Here is a 17,257-nt window from a genome sequence, read left to right as displayed (position 1 = left end):
GCACCGCCATCTTCACCAACGACGGCGGCGCCGCCCGCCGATTCCAGAACGAGGTCGAGGTCGGCATGGTCGGCATCAACGTCCCCATCCCCGTCCCGATGGCCTACTACTCCTTCGGGGGCTGGAAGAACTCCCTGTTCGGCGACACCCACGCCCACGGCGCCGAAGGCGTGCACTTCTTCACCCGCGGCAAGGTCGTCACCACCCGCTGGCTCGACCCCAGCCACGGCGGCCTCAACCTCGGATTCCCCCAGAACGCATAAGGAACCTCTCCCATGAGCGCACACCTCTCACTCCCCCGGTTCGCCCGGATCGGGGCCGGAGCAGTCGACGAGATCGGCTCGGTCGTCGACCAATTGGGTCTGCAGAGACCGGTTCTCGTCACCGACTCCTACCTCGTCGGCACCGGCGCGGCCGACCGGGTGATGGCCCTCCTCAGGTCGGCAGGCAAGGACCCCGCCCTGTTCGACGGCACGGTGCCCGACCCCACCACCGATTCCCTGGCGGACGGGCTGAGGATGGTCGCCGAACACCGGGCGGATTCGGTGATCGGATTCGGCGGCGGCAGTCCGATGGACACCGCAAAGGCGCTGGCCGTGCTGTCCGCGAACGGCGGCGAGATGCGCTCGTACAAGGCACCGCACGTGTACACCGGGAAGGCGCTGCCGATCATCGCGATCCCGACCACCGCAGGCAGCGGCTCCGAAGCGACACAGTTCACCGTCATCAGCGACAGCGCCTCCGACGAGAAGATGCTGTGTCCGGGGCTGTCGTTCCTGCCGATCGCCGCGATCGTGGATTTCGAACTCACGATGTCGATGCCGCCGCGACTGACCGCGGACACCGGAATCGACGCGCTCACCCATGCGATCGAGGCGTACGTCAGTAAGAAGGCCCAGCCGTTCACCGACGGACTCGCTCTCGCCGCGATCCGCACCATCGGCAAGCACATCGGCACGGCCTACGCGGACGGCGAAGACCGCACCGCTCGGGAGGCGATGATGGTCGCGTCCATGCAGGCCGGCATGGCGTTCTCCAACTCGAGCGTGGCGCTGGTCCACGGGATGAGCAGGCCGATCGGTGCGCATTTCCATGTCGCACACGGACTGTCGAACGCGATGCTGCTTCCCGCGATCACGGCGTTCTCCGTGCAGGGCGCGGAGAGCCGCTACGCCGACTGCGCGCGGGCGTTCGGCGCCGCGTCGGAATCGGCAGGCGATTCCGTGGCCGCGCAGTTCCTCGTCGAGACGCTGAGCACGCTGTGTCACGATCTGAAGGTGCCGACCCCGCTCGAATACGGGATCGATCGCGACGCCTGGGACGGCCTCATTCCGTTGATGGCAGAGCAGGCGCTGGCGTCCGGGTCACCCGGCAACAACCCGGTCGCGCCCACCGCCGAGCAGATCGAGACACTGTATTCGGAGGTCTTCAGCCAGCGCTAGAACTCGACGGTGCCCCTGAGGTACCGCCGGTAGGCCCCGGACAGGTGGACGCGGTCGCCGCGCACGTCGCAATGAACGGTTCCGCCGCGCGCCGACAGTTGCCGTCCGACGAGGCTGCCACGCCCCAGCGTGGCAGCCCAGTACGGCGCGATCTGCGAGTGCGCGGACCCGGTCACCGGGTCTTCCTTCACGCCGGCCGCGGCACCGAACCATCGCGACACGAAATCGACCCCGTCCGTGTCCGATGCCGCGGTGACGACGATGCCGCGCACCTTCAGCGGACTGATCACGGCGAAGTCGGGGGTCATCGACGCGATGTCGTGTTCGGATTCCGCGACGAACACGAGGTCGGTGGCCTTCAGGCACTCCCGCACCGGGATGCCGAGTGCTGCGACGATCCGGGGATCGGCCGGGATCGGCACCGGCGGTTCGGCCGGGAAGTCCATCACCAGCGTCGCGTCCGGTCCGCGGTCGACGGTCAGCCAGCCGCTCCGCGTCCAGAACTGGATCCGGTCGGCATCCGGGTGGACGTCCTCGAGGATCTGCGCGGCGGCGGCGAGCGTCGCATGACCGCACAGGTCCACCTCGACCGCCGGCGTGAACCACCGCAGGTGATACGCCGGATGTGCCGGGTCGTGAGGCGTCGCATCCGCGGGAAGGCGCGCGGTGTAGAACGCCGTCTCGGACAGATTGTTCTCTTCGGCCAGTTGCTGGAGAACCGCATCGTCCAGCCAGTCGGTCAGCGGCATGATCGCCGCCGGGTTGCCCTCGAACGGTCCGGCGGCGAATGCGTCGATCTGATGGATGTCCAGCTTCATAACGTCCGATGGTGGCGGATACCCCGACGGTCGTCGAGGGCCATCCCGGACACTCTGGACCGGTCACACCTCGAGCCGTCACACGAGTCAGGCCCGGGCGAAGCTCATCGTCTCGCCCTCGACGCCGCGCATCCACAGCTCGTTGCACGCGGCCGCCAGTTCCGGCAGACCCTCCTCGATGGCGGCGAACACGTTGCCGGGCACCCAGCCGACGTCGCCGTTGAGCAGCAGGTTGTTGCGGCCGTAGAAGATCGCGAGGTCGGTGGCGCCCTGCGCGGCGTGCGCCTCGGAGCCCGGTTCGTACCCGTAGGCGGAGTTGCCGATCTCCCACGGCTCGAAGTCGAACAGGCATACGTCACCGGGAATCGGTGTGACGGTGGGATTTTCCCGCCGCGGTGCCGCCGTGATCCGCGGGATCAGCGTGTAAACCTCGTTGCGCGCGTACTTGGCGTGGTACGCGTCGCCGCTCTGCGGAAGGACGTCCCAGACGGCGTCGCACGTCAGCGGCGCGTCCTCGTCGAGAAGCCGGGCGCGGCACGTCACGCCGCGCTTGTCCAGGGTGATGGTGATGTAGCGAGCCACAGGTCCTCCTTCGGAGCCCGTGAGTACTTCTTAACCGCCCGCGGTTAACAAGTACTCACGGGTGCTGGTCACACTTCGTCGAGTACCTCGGACCAGATCTTCAGGGCGTCCTCGATCTGGTCTGCCGTCACGATGAGCGGTGGAATCATCCGTACCACGTTCATGTGGGCGCCGCAGGTCAACAGCAGCAACCCCTTCTTCGCTGCCAGTTGCTGCGCCGCAGCCGCTTTCGCACGGTCCGCGGTGCCGTCGGCGGCGGTGAACTCGCTGCCCACGAGCAGTCCGAGGCCGCGGACGTCGCCGATCCCGTCGATGGCGTTCCGGCGGGCACCGTCGAGCAACTGCGCGCCTCGGGCGGCGGCGTTGGCGACGAGGTCTTCCTTCTCGATGACCTCGAGCGTCGCGATCGCGGCCGCGCAGGAGACGGCGTTGCCGCCGTACGTTCCGCCCTGCGACCCCGGCCAGCCCCTGGACATCAGCTCCTCGGACGCCGCGATGCCCGACAGCGGGAAGCCGCTGGCCAGACCCTTGGCGATGGTGATGATGTCGGGGCGGACGTCGAAGTGCTGGTGCCCGAAGAACTTGCCGGTGCGACCGAACCCGGTCTGGATCTCGTCGATGACGAGCAGGATGCCGTACCGGTCGGCGCGCTCGCGGAGCCCGTGGAAGAACGCGGTGTTGCCGGGCACGTACCCGCCCTCGCCGAGCACCGGTTCGACGACGAACGCGGCCGTCTCGTTCGGCGCGGTGAGCGTCGCGAAGATGTAGTCGAGTTCCTTGAGCGCGAACGCGGTGGCCTCCTCCTCGGACCAGCCGTAGCGGTACGCGTTGGGGAACGGTGCCACGTGCACGCCGCCCATCAGCGGGCTGAAGCCGGCCGAGAACCGGGTGCCGGACGTGGTCATCGTCGCCGTCGCGACGGTGCGTCCGTGGAATCCGCCGTGGAAGACGATCACGTTGGGCCTGCCGGTCGCCTGCCGGGACAGTCGCAGCGACGCCTCCACGGCCTCGCTTCCGGAGTTCGCGAAGAACAGCGAGTCGAGTCCTTCGGGCAGCACCGACCCCAGGCGGTCGACGAGTTCGAGCATCGGCTGGTGCATGACCGTGGTGTATTGGCCGTGGATCAGGGAGCCGACCTGCCTGCGGGCGGCCTCGACGACGTGCGGGTGGCAGTGCCCGGTACTGGTGACGCCGATGCCCGCGGTGAAGTCGAGATAGCGGCGGCCGTCGGTGCCGTAGAGGTAACAACCTTCACCGTGATCGACCGTCACGGGTGTGGCCTGAGCGAGCAGTGGAGATAGCCGAGTCACGGGTAACCCTCCCACGCGTTGATGCCTTCGAATGTCGGCAAGTGCATTGTCAGATTGTTGACAATCTGTATAACATGGGGACCGTCCCTACGGCAACGGAGAACGGGGAGAAATCATGCTCGAGGACGCAGCAATCGGATCGGTGCAGACCGGCCTGTTCATCGGCGGCAAGTGGCGCGACAGTGCGCGCACCATGCCGGTCCACGACCCGTCCACCGGACAACTCCTGTGCACGGTCGCCGACGCCGACGCCGCGGAGGCCCGCGAGGCGCTCGACGCCGCGGTGGCCGCGCAACCGTCGTGGGCGGCCACCACGCCCCGCGAACGCAGCACCATCCTCATGAACGCGCACCGTCTGCTGCTCGAGAACGTCGACCGGCTCGCGCTCGTCATGACACTCGAGATGGGCAAACCGCTCACCGAGGCCCGGGGTGAAATCGCCTATGCCGCAGAATTCTTCCGCTGGTTCGCCGAGGAAGCCGTCCGCATCGACGGCGGCTACACGACGGCGCCGGGCGGCGGATCACGATTCCTCGTCACCAAACAGCCCGTCGGGCCGAGCCTGCTCATCACCCCGTGGAACTTCCCGATGGCGATGGGCACCCGCAAGATCGGGCCCGCGATCGCCGCCGGATGCACGTCCGTCATCAAACCCGCGGCCCAGACGCCACTGTCGATCCTCGCGCTCGCCGACATCCTCACCGAGGCCGGGCTTCCGGACGGCGTCGTCAACGTCGTCACCACGTCCAGCCCCGACGAGGTCATCACTCCCCTCATCCTCGACGGCCGGGCCCGCAAGCTGTCGTTCACCGGTTCGACCAAGGTCGGGAAGCATCTGCTCGAACTGTGTGCCCGCACGGTCATGCGCACGTCCATGGAACTCGGCGGCAACGCACCGTTTCTCGTGTTCGACGACGCGAATCTCGACGACGCCGTCGACGGGGCGATGGCGGCGAAGATGCGCAACATCGGCCAGGCCTGCACGGCCGCCAACCGTATCCTCGTGCACAGTTCGGTCGCCGAGGAATTCACCCGCAAGCTCACACAGCGGATGGAGGCCCTGCCCGTCGGGCGTGGCACCGAAGACGGCGTCGTCGTCGGACCGCTGATCGACGAGGCCGCCGTCGCCAAGGTGAGCAGCCTCGTCGCGGACGCGATCGACCGCGGCGCCACCGTACTCACCGGAGGCGAGGCACTCGACCGCCCGGGCAACTTCTACCCGGCGACGGTGCTGACGGGCGTGCCCGACGACGCCGAGATGTGCCACAACGAGATCTTCGGCCCGGTCGCCGCGATCAGTACGTTCGAGACCGAGGCCGAGGCCGTCGAGCGCGCCAACGACACTCCGTACGGGCTGGTGGCCTACGTGTACACCGAGAGCCTCAAGCGCGGCATCCGCGTGTGCGAGGCGCTGGAGTCGGGCATGGTCGGGCTCAACCAGGGTGTGGTGTCGAACCCGGCCGCGCCGTTCGGTGGCGTGAAGGAATCCGGGCTCGGACGCGAGGGCGGGACCACCGGCATCGACGAATTCCTCGAGACCAAATACATCGGTGTCGCCATCTAGAAATCTAGAGCCAGGTGTCTTCCGAGGACGTCGTGAGGAACGCCTCGAGGTCGTCGCGCCACGGCGCGGGCACCGTCTTGTCCGGTTCGATGCCGGTGTACTGCCCGCGGTAGAACAGCAGCGGTCGCTCCTCCCTGATCTCGCTCAGGGAGGAGACCCGGCCGAACGCGACCCAGTGGTCGCCGCCGTCGTGCACGCTCTCGAGCGAGCAGTCGATGTGGGCGAGCGAACCGGTGAGGATCGGTGAGCCCAGCGGCGACGCCGTCCAGTCGATCCCGGCGAACTTGTCCGGATCGCGGGAACCGAAGCGGGCGCACGTCGACTGTTGTTCTTCTGCAAGCACGTTGACGCAGAAGATGCCACTGCGCTCGATCGACGCCCACGACCGCGACGTCTTCGTTGGGCAGAACAACACGAGCGGGGGTTCGAGCGACAGCGCGGCGAACGACTGGCACGCGAACCCCACCGGCACGCCGTCGTCGATCGTCGTGATGACGGTGACGCCGGTGCAGAACTGGCCGAGCACCGTCCGGAACCGTCGCGGATCGATCGCCTCGGCCGCGACGGCCCCGTCCCCGGTCACCTCGCTCACGGCTGCATTCCGACGCTGAAGTCGTGACCCCACAGGCTGACGGCCGTGCTCTCCCTCGCGATCCAGCTCTCGTCCTCCACCTGACGTCCCTCGCAACCGAATTCGACGTCGAAGCCGCCGGGGGTCTTCATGTAGAAGGACAGCATCAGGTCGTTGACGTGACGGCCGAGCGTGGCCGACATCTTGACCTTCTTGCGGAGTGCGCGGTCGAGGCACAGCCCGACGTCGTCGGAGTTCTCGACCTCGATCATGAGGTGCACGATGCCGCTGGGCGTGGGCATCGGCAGGAACGCGAGGCTGTGGTGCCGCGGATTGCAGCCGAAGAACCGCAACCACGCCGGTTTGCCGTCCGCGGGCCGCCCGACCATCTGCGGGGGCAGCCGCATCGAGTCGCGCAGGCGGAAGCCGAGCACGTCGCGGTAGAAGTGCAGCGACGCCTCGTCGTCCGTCGTCGAGAGGACGACGTGCCCGAGACCCTGCTCTCCGGTGACGAACTTGTGCCCGTACGGGCTGACCACCCGCCGATGTTCGAGGGCCGCGCCGTGGAACGCCTCGAGCGTGTTGCCGGACGGGTCCTCGAACGTGATCAGCTCGTCGACCCTGCGGTCCTGCAGTTGTTCTGCCGTGCCCTCCTTGAACGCGACGCCGGCCGCCGACAGGTTGTCGCGAACCTCCTGCAGCTCCGCCGCATTTGCCGTCTCCCAGCCCGACACCGACAGCCGGTCGTGCTCCCCTGGGAAGATCACGAGACGAGCCGGGAAGTCGTCCATCCGCAGATACAGGGCGTCCGGGTCGGAGCCCTTGCCCTCGACCATGCCGAGCACCTTGAGGCCGTATTCGCGCCACGCGGCCATGTCGGTGGCCTCGATGCGCATGTACGCCAGTGAACGAATACTCATCACTTACCCCCGTCCAGGAGGAAATCGGTTGCCAGACGGTTGAACTCGTCGAACTTCTCCAGCTGCGCCCAGTGTCCGCACCCGCCGAAGACGTGCAACTGCGCCCGCGGGATCATCTTCAGCGCCACCAGCGCACCGTCGAGCGGGTTGACCCGGTCTTCACGGCCCCAGATCAGCAGCACCCGTTGGCGCAGCTTGTAGGCGTCGCGCCAGAGCATGCCCAGTTCGAAATCGGCCGAGGAGAACGACTTTCCCATCGCCTTCGCCGCGGCGAGCGACTCGGGGGTGCTCGCGGCCGCGAACCGTTCGTCGATCAGCTCGTCGGTGATCAGCTTCTGATCGAACACCATGATGCGCAGGAACGCCTCGAGGTTCTCGCGGGTGGGCTGGTAGCCGAACCTGCCGAGGTTCTTCACGCCCTCGGTCGGATCCGGGGCGAACAGGTTGACGCTCAGCCCGCCCGGCCCCATGAGCACCAGCCGGCCTGCGCGGTCCGGGTAGTCCAGCGCGAAACGCACTGCGGCACCGCCACCGAGGGAGTTACCGAGCAGGTGGACGCGTCCGCCGATGCCGAGGGTGTCGAGCAGGTCCTTCAGCGCGGACGCACTGTGCACGAAGTACTGCGGGTGCTCGGTCGGCTTGTCCGACAACCCATACCCCGGCTGATCGACGGCGAGCACATGGAACTTCTCGGCGAGAACCGGGATGTTCCTGGCGAAGTTCGACCACGACGACGCACCCGGACCGCCACCGTGCAGCAACACGATCGTGGTGTCGTTGCCGACGCCGGCCTCGTGGTAGTGCAACGTCAGGTCAGGCCGCACCTGGGCGAACTTCGAGGTGGACTCGAACGTGAGGGCTTCTTCGGTCGTCGTCACGTGTTCTCCTAGACCATCGTGTCGGTGATGGGCAAACCGAATTCGCCTGTGCCGTACATGACGTAGGCACGCTCGGGATCGTTGGCCGCGTGGACGCGTCCGGCGTGCGCATCCCGCCAGAACCGTTGCAGCGGTGTACCGTTGGCCAGCGCGGTGGCCCCCGAGCTCTCGAACAGTTTGTCGATGGACGAAATGGCGCGGCCGGTGGYGCGCACCTGGTCGCGGCGCGCCCGCAGTCGCAGCTCGAACGGCACTTCCTCACCGGCGACGAGCAGCGCGTACTCGTCGGCGACGTTGCCCGACAACTGGCGCCACGCGGCGTCGATGTCACTCGAGGCCTCGGCGATGCGGACCTTCGCGAACGGGTCGTCCTTCGCCTTCTCGCCGGCGAACGCTGCGCGGACGCGCTTGCCCTGGTGCTCGACGTGGGCGTCGTAGGCGCCGTAGGCCATCCCGACGATCGGCGCGGAGATGGTGGTGGGATGGATTGTTCCCCAGGGCATCTTGTAAACGGGCGCGGTGTTACGCTCGAGCCCGGGCGCGGTGAGAGTGCTCATCGCCTTGAAGCTGAGGACGCGGTGCCGCGGGACGAACACGTCCTCGACCACCACCGTGTTGCTGCCGGTTCCGCGGAGCCCGACCACGTTCCACACGTCGTCGATCCGGTAGTCCTCGCGGGGGATCAGGAAGCTGACGAAGTCGACGGGGCGGCCGTCCTTGATGACGGGACCGCCGAGCACCGCCCAGGTGGCGTGATCACAGCCGGACGACCAGGCCCACGCGCCGTTGACCGTGTATCCGCCGTCGACGACCTGGCCTGCGCCCATCGGCGCGTACGACGACGAGATGCGAACGTCGGTGTCGTTGCCCCACACGTCCTCCTGCGCCTGCTGAGAGAACAGCGCGAGGTGCCAGTTGTGGACACCGATGATCGACGAGACCCAGCCGGTGGAACCGCACGCGCTCGCGATCTTCCGCACCGCGGAGTAGAACAGCACCGGATCCGCCTGGTAGCCACCCCACTGTTCGGGCTGGAGCAACCGGAAGAATCCGGTCTCCTGGAGCGCCTTCATGGAATCGTCGGGGATACGACGGAGATCCTCGGTCTCCTGCGCCCGCTCTCGCAGCGTCGGCAGTAGTGCGTCGAGCCGCTGCATCACCTCGTGACTGTCATGGTCACCCACAGGACGCTCCTGTCTCGTTCGATGGTTCACTTGTCTTCTGAGATTAGAACACGTTCCCATTTATGTCGAGATACCGGCAAAGGTGCTGCTTGAGGGCCCAGGTCTGGAAGAAAGCCCCCGAAAATCTGGCGGATCGTGTCGAAGTTCTATAACGTGTTCTACTAACAGCATGAAGGGATGTGAGGGCACAATGGCGCAGATTCGCGAGATCGATGTGGGCACGGTCCAGACGCGCTTCGCGCGTGGTTGGCACTGCCTCGGTTTGACCAAGACGTTCAAGGACGGCAAACCGCATTCGATCGAGGCATTCGGCACCAAGCTCGTCGTCTTCGCCGACAGCAAGGGCGAACTGAAGGTTCTGGACGCGTACTGCCGGCACATGGGCGGAGACCTGTCGCAGGGCACCGTGAAGGGCGATTCCGTGGCCTGCCCGTTCCACGACTGGCGCTGGGGCGGCAACGGCAAGTGCACCAGCATTCCCTACGCACGCCGGGTTCCCCCGATCGCCCGCACCCGGGCATGGATCACGCTCGAGCAGAACGGTCAGCTGTTCGTCTGGAACGACCCGGAGGGCAACCCCCCGCCGGAGAACGTCACCATCCCCCGCATCGAGGGCGCCTACAGCGACGACTGGACCGACTGGACCTGGAACTCGATGCTGATCGAGGGCTCCAACTGCCGCGAGATCATCGACAACGTGGTCGACATGGCGCACTTCTTCTACATCCACTACGCGTTCCCGACGTATTTCAAGAACGTCTTCGAAGGCCACGTCGCGACGCAGTACCTCAACACGAAGGGCCGTCCCGACGTCGGGATGGCGACGCAATACGGCATGGAATCGCTGCTGCGCTCCGAGGCCGCGTACTACGGCCCGTCCTACATGATCAATCCACTGTGGAACAGCTACGGCGGGTACGAGGTCGAGAGCGTTCTCATCAACTGCCACTATCCGGTGACGAACAATTCGTTCGTGCTCCAGTACGGCGTCACCGTCAAGAAACCCGCCGGCATCGACGACGTGACGGCCGACAAACTGGCCGCGAAGTTCACCGAGGGCATCGCCGAGGGCTTCCTGCAGGACGTCGAGATCTGGAAGAACAAGACCAAGATCGACAATCCCCTGCTCTGCGACGAAGACGGTCCGGTCTACCAGCTGCGACGCTGGTACGACCAGTTCTACGTCGACGTCGCCGACGTCACCGACAAGATGACGCAGCGCTTCGAGTTYGAGGTCGACACCACCAAGGCCAACGAGGCCTGGCAGCACGAGGTCGACGAGAACCTGGCCCGGCAGAAGGCCGAACGTGAGGCCTCCGAGGGGTCCGAGAAGACGACTGCTGAGGGGTCCGAGAATACGACTGCCGAGGGGTCCGAGAAGACGACCGCCGAGGGGTCCGACAGCAGGGAAGCGCAGGTCTGATCATGAGTGCCTCGACCGAATGGGCCAAAGCTCCCGACTTCGCCGGGCAGCCTGCCCGGCTCGAGGCCATTCATGCGCAGACGGTGGCCGACAAGGCCACCTACCTCGACGACGGCATGAACGAAGTCGAGTGCCGTACGTGCGGAACCTGTGTGCTGGTGCGCAAGAACAGCCTCGAGCACACGAGCGTCCAGTGGACGGACGACCCCGCGAAGACGTGCCCGACCTTCCGGGACGCCGCCGGGGAGGGAAAGTCCACCGCGCTCCGGGAAGGGTGCCCGCGGCTGTGGGACAGCATCGATCACGCGGTGATGGAGGGGTTCATCGACGTGCGAGATCGAGTCGAATAGTCGCCGGCGCCTGCGCGCCCGGGTAGATCGCCCGATGTGACATTCGTGCAGTCAGGAGCTGCACGAATGTCACATCGGGCGCTTACGCTGGAATGTGCCGTCGGACGCGGCGGCGTCAGCCGAACCACGGAGGCGTGCCATGACAGGCCGAATCGTGCACTTCGAGATCCCCTTCGACGACGGTGACCGCGCACGAGCGTTCTATCGCGACGCATTCGGGTGGGTCATCGCCGAGATCCCCGACATGGAATACAGCATGGTCACCACCGGACCCGTCGGCGAGAGCGGCATGCCCGACGAGCCCGGCTACATCAACGGCGGCATGATGCAGCGCGGGGAGGTCACCTCCCCCGTGGTCACCGTCGACGTCGAGAGCATCGAATCCGCCCTCGAACGGATCGAATCCCTCGGCGGGAAGACCGTCACCGGCAGAACACCCGTCGGGAACATGGGTTTCGCCGCGTACTTCACCGATTCCGAGGGCAACGTCGTCGGGCTGTGGGAGACCGCCCGCTGACCCGTGAGTACTTGTTAACCGCGGGCCGTTAAGAAGTACTCACGGGCGGCGCAGCCGCATTCTCGCGCTGCAGTTCGAGCGCGATGTCGATGAGCTGGTCTTCCTGGCCGCCGACGAGTTTGCGTTTGCCCGCGCGGACGAGGAGTTCGGCGGACGAGACGCCGTACCGCTCGGCCTGGCGTTCGGCGTGCTTGAGGAAGCTCGAATAGACGCCCGCGTACCCCATCATCAGGGCCTGCCGGTCGAGGAGGCATTCGGCGGGCATCGCGGGACGCACCACGTCCTCGGCGGCGTCGGCGATGGCGAAGAAGTCGATGCCCGTCTTGACACCGATCTTGTCGCACACCCCGACGATCGCCTCGACCGGCGCGTTTCCTGCGCCGGCACCGAATCGTCGTGTGCTGCCGTCGATCTGCTTGGCGCCCGCCCTGATCGCGGCGATCGAGTTGGCCACGCCGAGGCCGAGGTTCTCGTGACCGTGAAAGCCGACCTGCGCGTCGGAGCCGAGTTCCTGCACCAGCGCCTCGACGCGGTCCGACACCTGCTCGAGCACGAGGGCGCCCGCGGAGTCGACGACATACACGCACTGGCAGCCGGCGTCGGCCATGATGCGGGCCTGCTCGGCGAGCTTCTCCGGTGGGATGGAATGCGCCATCATCAGGAAGCCGACGGTCTCGAGTCCGCGGTCGCGGGCCAGCCCGAAGTGCTGGACGGACACGTCGGCCTCGGTGCAGTGCGTGGCGATGCGGCAGATCGACGCGCCGTTGTCCTGGGCGATGATGATGTCGTCCTTGATGCCGAGCCCGGGCAGCATCAGGAACGCGATCTTCGCGTTCTTCGCCGTGTCGACGGCAATCGAGATGAGTTCCTGCTCGGGCACCTTGGAGAACCCGTAGTTGAACGAGGACCCACCGAGTCCGTCGCCGTGGGTCACCTCGATGACGGGGACCCCGGCGCCATCGAGGGCACCGACGATGGCCCGGACCTCGTCACCGGTGAACTGGTGCCGCTTGTGGTGCGAACCGTCCCGCAGGGAGGTGTCGGTGACGCGGATGTCCCAGCTGGGGTCGAAATGGACCATCGTGCTCATGCCTCCACACTCAGGAGCTTCTGGGCGATCTCCTCGCCCACCTTGGTTGCCGCCGCGGTCATGATGTCGAGGTTGCCCGCGTACGGCGGCAGGAAGTCGCCTGCACCCTCCACTTCGACGAACGTCGTGACCGTCGCCTGCCCGCCCGACACGACGCTCGGGTCGTCGAACTGGGGTTCGTTCAGTAGCCGGTAGCCGGGGACGTACTGCTGGATGTCCGCGACGACGCGGTGGATGGAATCGGTGATGGCGGCGCGGTCGGCGTCCTCGGGGATCGCGCAGAAGATCGTGTCGCGCATGATCATCGGCGGGTCGGCGGGGTTGAGGATGATGATGGCCTTGCCGCGCTGCGCTCCGCCGATGGTCTCGATGCCGCGGCTGGTGGTCTTGGTGAACTCGTCGATGTTGGCGCGGGTGCCCGGGCCCGCGGAGACGGACGCCACCGACGCGACGATCTCGGCGTAGGGCACGTCGACGACGCGGGAGACGGCGTACACGATCGGGATCGTGGCCTGCCCGCCGCACGTGATCATGTTGACGTTGGGTGCGCCGAGGTGTTCGCGCAGGTTGGCGGGCGGGACCACGGCCGGTCCGACGGCGGCGGGGGTGAGATCGATGGCGCGGATTCCCGCGGCCTCATACCGTGGTGCGGCCTCACGGTGCACGTACGCCGACGTGGCCTCGAAGACGAGGTCGGGTTTCTCCGGCTGGTTCAGCAACCAGTCGACGCCCTCGGCGGACGTCTCCAGCCCCATCGTGCGGGCCCGTGCCAGGCCCTCGCTCTCGGGGTCGATCCCGATCATCCAGAGGGGTTCGAGCCACTCGGATCGCTGCAGCTTGTAGAGCAGGTCGGTGCTGATGTTGCCCGAGCCGACGATCGCCACACTTGCCTTGGTCATGAACAAACTCCTACTTGAACTGCAGGGATACGGTGCCGAGCCCACTGAACTCGGCGCGGAAGTGATCGCCCGGGTGCGCGTCGATGGCGCGGGTGCAGGAGCCGGGCAGCACGATATCGCCGGCCTTCAACCGCACGCCGAAGCTCTCGACCTTCTGCGCGAGCCAGGCGACGGCGGTCACCGGGTTGCCGAGCACCGCGTCGCTGCGGCCCTCGGCCTTGATCTCGCCGTTGCTCGTCAGGACCGCGTCGATCGCCTTGATGTCGATGTCCGCCGGCCGCACCCGGTTCTTGCCGAGCACGAAGCCGGCGGACGACGCGTTGTCGGCGATCGTGTCCGGCAGGGTGATCTTCCAGTCGGTGATCCGGCTGTCGATCAGTTCGATGGACGGCGCGAACGCCACGGTGGCGTCGAGGACGTCCTGTTCGGTGCAGCCTGCGCCGGGAAGGTCGGCGCCCAGCACGAACGCGACCTCCACCTCGACGCGCGGGAAACAGAACCGGGCGGTGTCGACGGGCTGGTCCTCGAACACTTCCATGTCGGCGAGCAGGTGGCCGTAGTCGGGTTCGTCGACGCCCATCATCTGCTGCATGGCGAGGGAGGACAGCCCCACCTTGTGCCCGACGACCTTCGCGCCGTCCTGCAGCCGGCGGCGGATGTTGATGAGCTGGATCTCGTAGGCGTCGACGACGTCGATGTCGGGATGGTCCGCGGTCAGGGGGCCGATGGGAGCGCGGCCGCGTTCCGCGGTGTCGAGCTGATCCGCCAACTCGGTGCGTAGGTGCGTCGAGAGCATGGTGCGAGGCCTTCCCTGAAGTTCGTGTGCGTGCGCACGCCCACCGGTTTCCACTGCAACGTGTTTCGTTCTTCTTCGTTGTCGTCAGTAATACTTCCTGGCAGAAACGATGGACTGACAACCCCATCATTCTATAACGTGTTCTACATGAGCAAGCACGAATACGACATCGTGGTCGTCGGTAGCGGTGCCGGTGGAATGACCGCGGCCCTGACCGCGGCCCACAAGGGACTCAGCGTCGTCATCCTCGAAAAGGCAGCGCACTTCGGTGGCTCCACCGCGCGCTCCGGCGGTGGCGTCTGGATCCCGAACAACGAGGCGCTGATCGCCGCGGGCGTCGAGGACACCACCGACGCCGCGCGGACCTACCTCCACAGCATCATCGGCGACGTCGTCCCGAAGGACCGGATCGACGCCTACATCGACCGCGGCCCCGAGATGCTGTCGTTCGTGCTGAAGAACAGCCCGCTGAAACTGCAGTGGGTGCCCGAATACTCCGACTACTACCCGGAGGCGCCCGGCGGACGGCTCGGCGGACGGTCCGTCGAGCCGACCCCGTTCGACGGCCGGAAACTCGGCGCCGACCTTGCGAAGCTCGAACCCGATTACGTCAAGGCCCCGTCGAATTTCGTGATCACCCAGGCGGATTACCGCTGGCTGAACCTGCTGATGCGCAACCCGCGCGGTCCGCTGCGGGCCGCCCGGGTCGGGCTCCGGTTCCTCGGCGCCAAACTCACCGGCAAACGCCTGCTCGTCCGCGGTCAGGCCCTCGTCGCCGGATTGCAGGCCGGACTGAAGGCCGCCGGCGTCCCGATCCTGCTCGACACCCCGCTCACCGACCTGTACGTGGAAGACGGTGTGGTCAAGGGCGTCAACGCCACGGTCGACGGACAGCCGCAGGTGTTCCGGGCGCGCCGCGGCGTGGTGATCGCGTCGGGCGGCTTCGAGCACAACGACGAGGCCCGCAAGAAGTACCAGCGGGCGCCGATCGGCACCGAGTGGACCGTCGGCGCGAAAGCCAACACGGGCGACGGCATCTGGGCCGGCGAAAAGCTCGGTGCCGCGCTCGATCTGATGGAGGACGCGTGGTGGGGGCCGTCCATCCCGCTCACCGGCGGACCGTGGTTCGCGCTGTCCGAGCGGAGCCTGCCCGGCTGCATCATGATCAACGAATCCGGCAAGCGCTTCGTCAACGAATCGGCACCGTACGTCGAGGCGACGCACGCGATGTACGGCGGCACGCACGGCCAGGGCGACGGGCCGGGCGAGAACGTCCCGTGCTGGCTCGTCCTCGACCAGCGGTACCGCGACCGGTACGCGTTCGCCGGCGTCACCCCGCGGTCTCCGTTTCCCGGTCGCTGGCTGAAGGCCGGTGTCATCGTCAAGGCCGGCACCGTCGCCGAACTGGCCGGGAAGATCGGCGTGCCCGTCGACGCACTCACCGAAACGGTCTCGCGCTTCAACACTTTCGCCCGGAACGGCAAGGACGAGGACTTCGGCCGCGGCGAGAGCGGATACGACCATTACTACGGGGATCCCCGCAACAAGCCGAACCCGAGCCTCGGCGCGCTCGAGAAGGCGCCGTTCTTCGCCGTCAAGATGGTTCCGGGCGACCTCGGCACCAAGGGCGGGCTCCGCACCGACCGCAACGCCCGCGTGCTCCGGGCGGACGGCAGCACCATCGAGAACCTCTACGCGGTGGGCAATGCCAGCGGTCCGGTGATGGGCCACACCTACGCCGGCCCCGGCGCGACCATCGGTCCGGCGATGACGTTCGGCTACCTCGCGGTTCTCGATATCCTCGAGAAGTCCGCCCAGTCCGACTCGCCGACGTCACTGACCGGAGACGCCACCAATGCCCATTGATCCGAACATCGCCATCGGGGCCGAACTGCCCACCCAGGAGTTCTCCTGGACCAGTTCCGACGTCCAGCACTACCACCTCGCTCTCGGCGCCGGGTCGCGCCCGCTCGACGAGAGGGAGTTGCGCTACCTGACCGACGGGACACCGCAGGTGCTTCCGACGTTCGCCACGGTCGCCGCGAACTTCCACGCCACCGAGGCGCCGAGCGTGTCGTTCCCGGGAGTCGAGATCGACCTCGCCAAGGTCGTCCACGGCACCCAGGAAGTCACGGTGCACCGGCCGATTCCCCCGGAGGGCAAGGCCCGCACCACCACCCGCATCGCCGAGGTGTGGGACAAGGGCAAGGCCGCCGTCATCGTGCAGGAATCGGTGACCACCGACCTCGGCGGCACTCCCTTGTGGACCGGGCGGTCGTCCATCTTCGCCCGCGGCGAAGGCGGTTTCGGCGGTGAGCGCGGACCGTCCCAGTCCGTGGAGTTGCCCGACCGGCCCGCCGACGTCGAGGTCGACACCCCCGTCCTCCCGCAGCAGGCACTGATGTACCGGATGTGCGGTGACCGCAACCCCCTGCATTCCGACCCGAAGTTCGCGTCCGCCGCAGGGTTTCCCGCCCCCATCCTGCACGGCTTGTGCACCTACGGAATGGTGTGCAAGGCGGCCGTGGACGCGGTCCTCGACTCGGACGCAGCGCGGGTCGCGGGGTTCCGGGTCCGGTTCGCCGGCGTCGTGTTCCCCGGCGAGACACTGCACACGCGGATCTGGAAGGAACAGGGCAGGCTCCTCATCTCGGCGACGGTCCCCCAGCGCGATCACGCCCCGGCCCTGGCCGACGTGGTCCTGACCCTGACCGAGGGGTGACAGTTACCGAAATTTGACCGAATTCGCCCAGTTCCGGCGGATATTCGCAATTGCCAGGCACGACGCCGCAACACTTTGTACGCTGTCCGTGACCTCATCGAGACGTGTCAACCGATGGTCGGGGCGGTTCCACGGCTCTTCACGAGCAGTAGCGAACAAAGGGGGGACCTCGTGTCCCAGCGCAGACCTCT

At 67.0% G+C, this 17,257-nt stretch carries 18 protein-coding genes; 8 read left to right on the top strand and 10 right to left on the bottom strand.

Features of this window, described 5'->3' with window-relative positions:
- Together AC1DWT_RS06090 and AC1DWT_RS06085 are read left to right on the top strand one after the other, a co-directional pair.
- Nucleotides 1-263, top strand: a 263-nt coding sequence (locus tag AC1DWT_RS06090; RefSeq protein WP_477920030.1) for an aldehyde dehydrogenase family protein, incomplete at its 5' end; no start/stop codon positions are given.
- A 12-nt stretch (nucleotides 264-275) separates the two neighbouring features.
- Nucleotides 276-1,442 carry an iron-containing alcohol dehydrogenase gene (locus tag AC1DWT_RS06085; protein ID WP_095863066.1) on the top strand — a complete coding sequence of 389 codons (1,167 nt, stop codon included), beginning with the start codon at nucleotides 276-278 and terminating at the stop codon, nucleotides 1,440-1,442.
- Here the strand turns inward: AC1DWT_RS06085 and AC1DWT_RS06080 are convergent.
- The 3 genes from AC1DWT_RS06080 to AC1DWT_RS06070 form a co-directional block, all read right to left on the bottom strand.
- The gene (locus tag AC1DWT_RS06080) at nucleotides 1,439-2,260 is read right to left on the bottom strand and encodes a PhzF family phenazine biosynthesis protein (RefSeq protein ID WP_477920029.1); all 822 of its coding nucleotides are present in this window, start codon (nucleotides 2,258-2,260) and stop codon (nucleotides 1,439-1,441) included. The two genes, AC1DWT_RS06085 and AC1DWT_RS06080, sit on opposite strands and share 4 nt — an antisense overlap.
- A gap of 87 nt (nucleotides 2,261-2,347) precedes the next feature.
- Entirely contained in the window at nucleotides 2,348-2,842 is a 495-nt protein-coding gene (locus AC1DWT_RS06075; protein ID WP_477920028.1) for a DUF3830 family protein, read from the bottom strand.
- 68 nt (nucleotides 2,843-2,910) lie between these two features.
- A complete protein-coding gene (locus tag AC1DWT_RS06070; protein WP_095863063.1) occupies nucleotides 2,911-4,152 on the bottom strand; it encodes an aspartate aminotransferase family protein in 1,242 nt (413 codons plus the stop codon).
- Between the two features lie 115 nt (nucleotides 4,153-4,267).
- Here AC1DWT_RS06070 and AC1DWT_RS06065 point away from each other — a divergent pair, with 115 nt between their 5' ends.
- A complete protein-coding gene (locus AC1DWT_RS06065; protein ID WP_095863062.1) occupies nucleotides 4,268-5,716 on the top strand; it encodes an NAD-dependent succinate-semialdehyde dehydrogenase in 1,449 nt (482 codons plus the stop codon).
- Nucleotides 5,717-5,720: 4 nt separating this feature from the next.
- Here the strand turns inward: AC1DWT_RS06065 and hsaB are convergent, their stop codons facing one another.
- The 4 genes from hsaB to hsaA are packed head-to-tail and all read right to left on the bottom strand — an operon-like array spanning nucleotide 5,721 to nucleotide 9,269.
- Entirely contained in the window at nucleotides 5,721-6,308 is a 588-nt protein-coding gene (gene hsaB, locus AC1DWT_RS06060) for a 3-hydroxy-9,10-secoandrosta-1,3,5(10)-triene-9,17-dione monooxygenase reductase subunit (protein WP_072939349.1), read from the bottom strand.
- Nucleotides 6,305-7,207, bottom strand: coding sequence for an iron-dependent extradiol dioxygenase HsaC (gene hsaC, locus AC1DWT_RS06055; RefSeq protein ID WP_072939352.1), 903 nt, complete (start codon nucleotides 7,205-7,207; stop codon nucleotides 6,305-6,307). The genes hsaB and hsaC overlap by 4 nt, the downstream gene beginning before the upstream one ends.
- Nucleotides 7,207-8,085, bottom strand: a complete 879-nt coding sequence (hsaD, locus tag AC1DWT_RS06050) for a 4,5:9,10-diseco-3-hydroxy-5,9,17-trioxoandrosta-1(10),2-diene-4-oate hydrolase (RefSeq protein ID WP_072939353.1) — start codon at nucleotides 8,083-8,085, stop codon at nucleotides 7,207-7,209. Before hsaD ends, hsaC begins: the two co-directional genes overlap by 1 nt.
- Before the next feature lie 8 nt (nucleotides 8,086-8,093).
- Nucleotides 8,094-9,269, bottom strand: coding sequence for a 3-hydroxy-9,10-secoandrosta-1,3,5(10)-triene-9,17-dione monooxygenase oxygenase subunit (gene hsaA, locus AC1DWT_RS06045; RefSeq protein WP_477920026.1), 1,176 nt, complete (start codon nucleotides 9,267-9,269; stop codon nucleotides 8,094-8,096).
- Nucleotides 9,270-9,459: 190 nt separating this feature from the next.
- Here hsaA and AC1DWT_RS06040 point away from each other — a divergent pair, with 190 nt between their 5' ends.
- The 3 genes from AC1DWT_RS06040 (at nucleotide 9,460) to AC1DWT_RS06030 (ending at nucleotide 11,559) form a co-directional block, all read left to right on the top strand.
- The gene (locus AC1DWT_RS06040) at nucleotides 9,460-10,692 is read left to right on the top strand and encodes a 3-ketosteroid-9-alpha-monooxygenase, oxygenase component (protein WP_072939357.1); all 1,233 of its coding nucleotides are present in this window, start codon (nucleotides 9,460-9,462) and stop codon (nucleotides 10,690-10,692) included.
- Nucleotides 10,693-10,694: 2 nt separating this feature from the next.
- A complete protein-coding gene (locus tag AC1DWT_RS06035; protein WP_477920025.1) occupies nucleotides 10,695-11,042 on the top strand; it encodes a hypothetical protein in 348 nt (115 codons plus the stop codon).
- Nucleotides 11,043-11,181: 139 nt separating this feature from the next.
- Nucleotides 11,182-11,559 (top strand): VOC family protein, encoded by a 378-nt coding sequence (locus AC1DWT_RS06030; protein WP_072939361.1) that lies wholly within the window; start codon nucleotides 11,182-11,184, stop codon nucleotides 11,557-11,559.
- Between the two features lie 28 nt (nucleotides 11,560-11,587).
- On the opposite strand, the gene dmpG is transcribed toward AC1DWT_RS06030, so the two are convergent.
- Genes dmpG through AC1DWT_RS06015 form a run of 3 tightly spaced genes read right to left on the bottom strand, consistent with a single transcriptional unit; the run spans nucleotide 11,588 to nucleotide 14,344 of the window.
- On the bottom strand, nucleotides 11,588-12,649 hold the full coding sequence (gene dmpG / locus AC1DWT_RS06025; protein ID WP_095863060.1) for a 4-hydroxy-2-oxovalerate aldolase: 1,062 nt from the start codon (nucleotides 12,647-12,649) through the stop codon (nucleotides 11,588-11,590).
- On the bottom strand, nucleotides 12,646-13,548 hold the full coding sequence (locus tag AC1DWT_RS06020; protein WP_095863059.1) for an acetaldehyde dehydrogenase (acetylating): 903 nt from the start codon (nucleotides 13,546-13,548) through the stop codon (nucleotides 12,646-12,648). The genes dmpG and AC1DWT_RS06020 overlap by 4 nt, the downstream gene beginning before the upstream one ends.
- Nucleotides 13,549-13,558: 10 nt before the next feature.
- Nucleotides 13,559-14,344 carry a 2-keto-4-pentenoate hydratase gene (locus AC1DWT_RS06015; RefSeq protein WP_095863058.1) on the bottom strand — a complete coding sequence of 262 codons (786 nt, stop codon included), beginning with the start codon at nucleotides 14,342-14,344 and terminating at the stop codon, nucleotides 13,559-13,561.
- 147 nt (nucleotides 14,345-14,491) lie between these two features.
- Between AC1DWT_RS06015 and kstD the strand changes: the two genes are divergently transcribed.
- Complete coding sequence (gene kstD, locus AC1DWT_RS06010) at nucleotides 14,492-16,210, top strand: 3-oxosteroid 1-dehydrogenase (RefSeq protein ID WP_095863592.1); 1,719 nt, start codon at nucleotides 14,492-14,494, stop codon at nucleotides 16,208-16,210.
- On the top strand, nucleotides 16,200-17,066 hold the full coding sequence (locus AC1DWT_RS06005) for a MaoC/PaaZ C-terminal domain-containing protein (protein ID WP_477920024.1): 867 nt from the start codon (nucleotides 16,200-16,202) through the stop codon (nucleotides 17,064-17,066). The genes kstD and AC1DWT_RS06005 overlap by 11 nt, the downstream gene beginning before the upstream one ends.
- The last annotated feature ends 191 nt before the right edge of the window (nucleotides 17,067-17,257 follow it).

Source organism: Rhodococcus sp. P4_B6, assembly GCF_056402215.1.
Note: the sequence above shows the minus strand (reverse complement) of the source record. Positions and strands in the feature narration are given on the sequence as shown.

Coding starts and splice junctions, on each gene's coding strand:
- AC1DWT_RS06005 (WP_477920024.1), top strand. CDS start 16,200: ATGCCCATTGATCCGAACATCGCCATCGGGGCCGAACTGCCCACCCAG.
- AC1DWT_RS06065 (WP_095863062.1), top strand. CDS start 4,268: ATGCTCGAGGACGCAGCAATCGGATCGGTGCAGACCGGCCTGTTCATC.
- hsaC (WP_072939352.1), bottom strand. CDS start 7,207: ATGAGTATTCGTTCACTGGCGTACATGCGCATCGAGGCCACCGACATG.
- AC1DWT_RS06015 (WP_095863058.1), bottom strand. CDS start 14,344: ATGCTCTCGACGCACCTACGCACCGAGTTGGCGGATCAGCTCGACACC.
- kstD (WP_095863592.1), top strand. CDS start 14,492: ATGAGCAAGCACGAATACGACATCGTGGTCGTCGGTAGCGGTGCCGGT.
- AC1DWT_RS06085 (WP_095863066.1), top strand. CDS start 276: ATGAGCGCACACCTCTCACTCCCCCGGTTCGCCCGGATCGGGGCCGGA.
- AC1DWT_RS06035 (WP_477920025.1), top strand. CDS start 10,695: ATGAGTGCCTCGACCGAATGGGCCAAAGCTCCCGACTTCGCCGGGCAG.
- AC1DWT_RS06020 (WP_095863059.1), bottom strand. CDS start 13,548: ATGACCAAGGCAAGTGTGGCGATCGTCGGCTCGGGCAACATCAGCACC.
- dmpG (WP_095863060.1), bottom strand. CDS start 12,649: ATGAGCACGATGGTCCATTTCGACCCCAGCTGGGACATCCGCGTCACC.
- AC1DWT_RS06030 (WP_072939361.1), top strand. CDS start 11,182: ATGACAGGCCGAATCGTGCACTTCGAGATCCCCTTCGACGACGGTGAC.
- AC1DWT_RS06080 (WP_477920029.1), bottom strand. CDS start 2,260: ATGAAGCTGGACATCCATCAGATCGACGCATTCGCCGCCGGACCGTTC.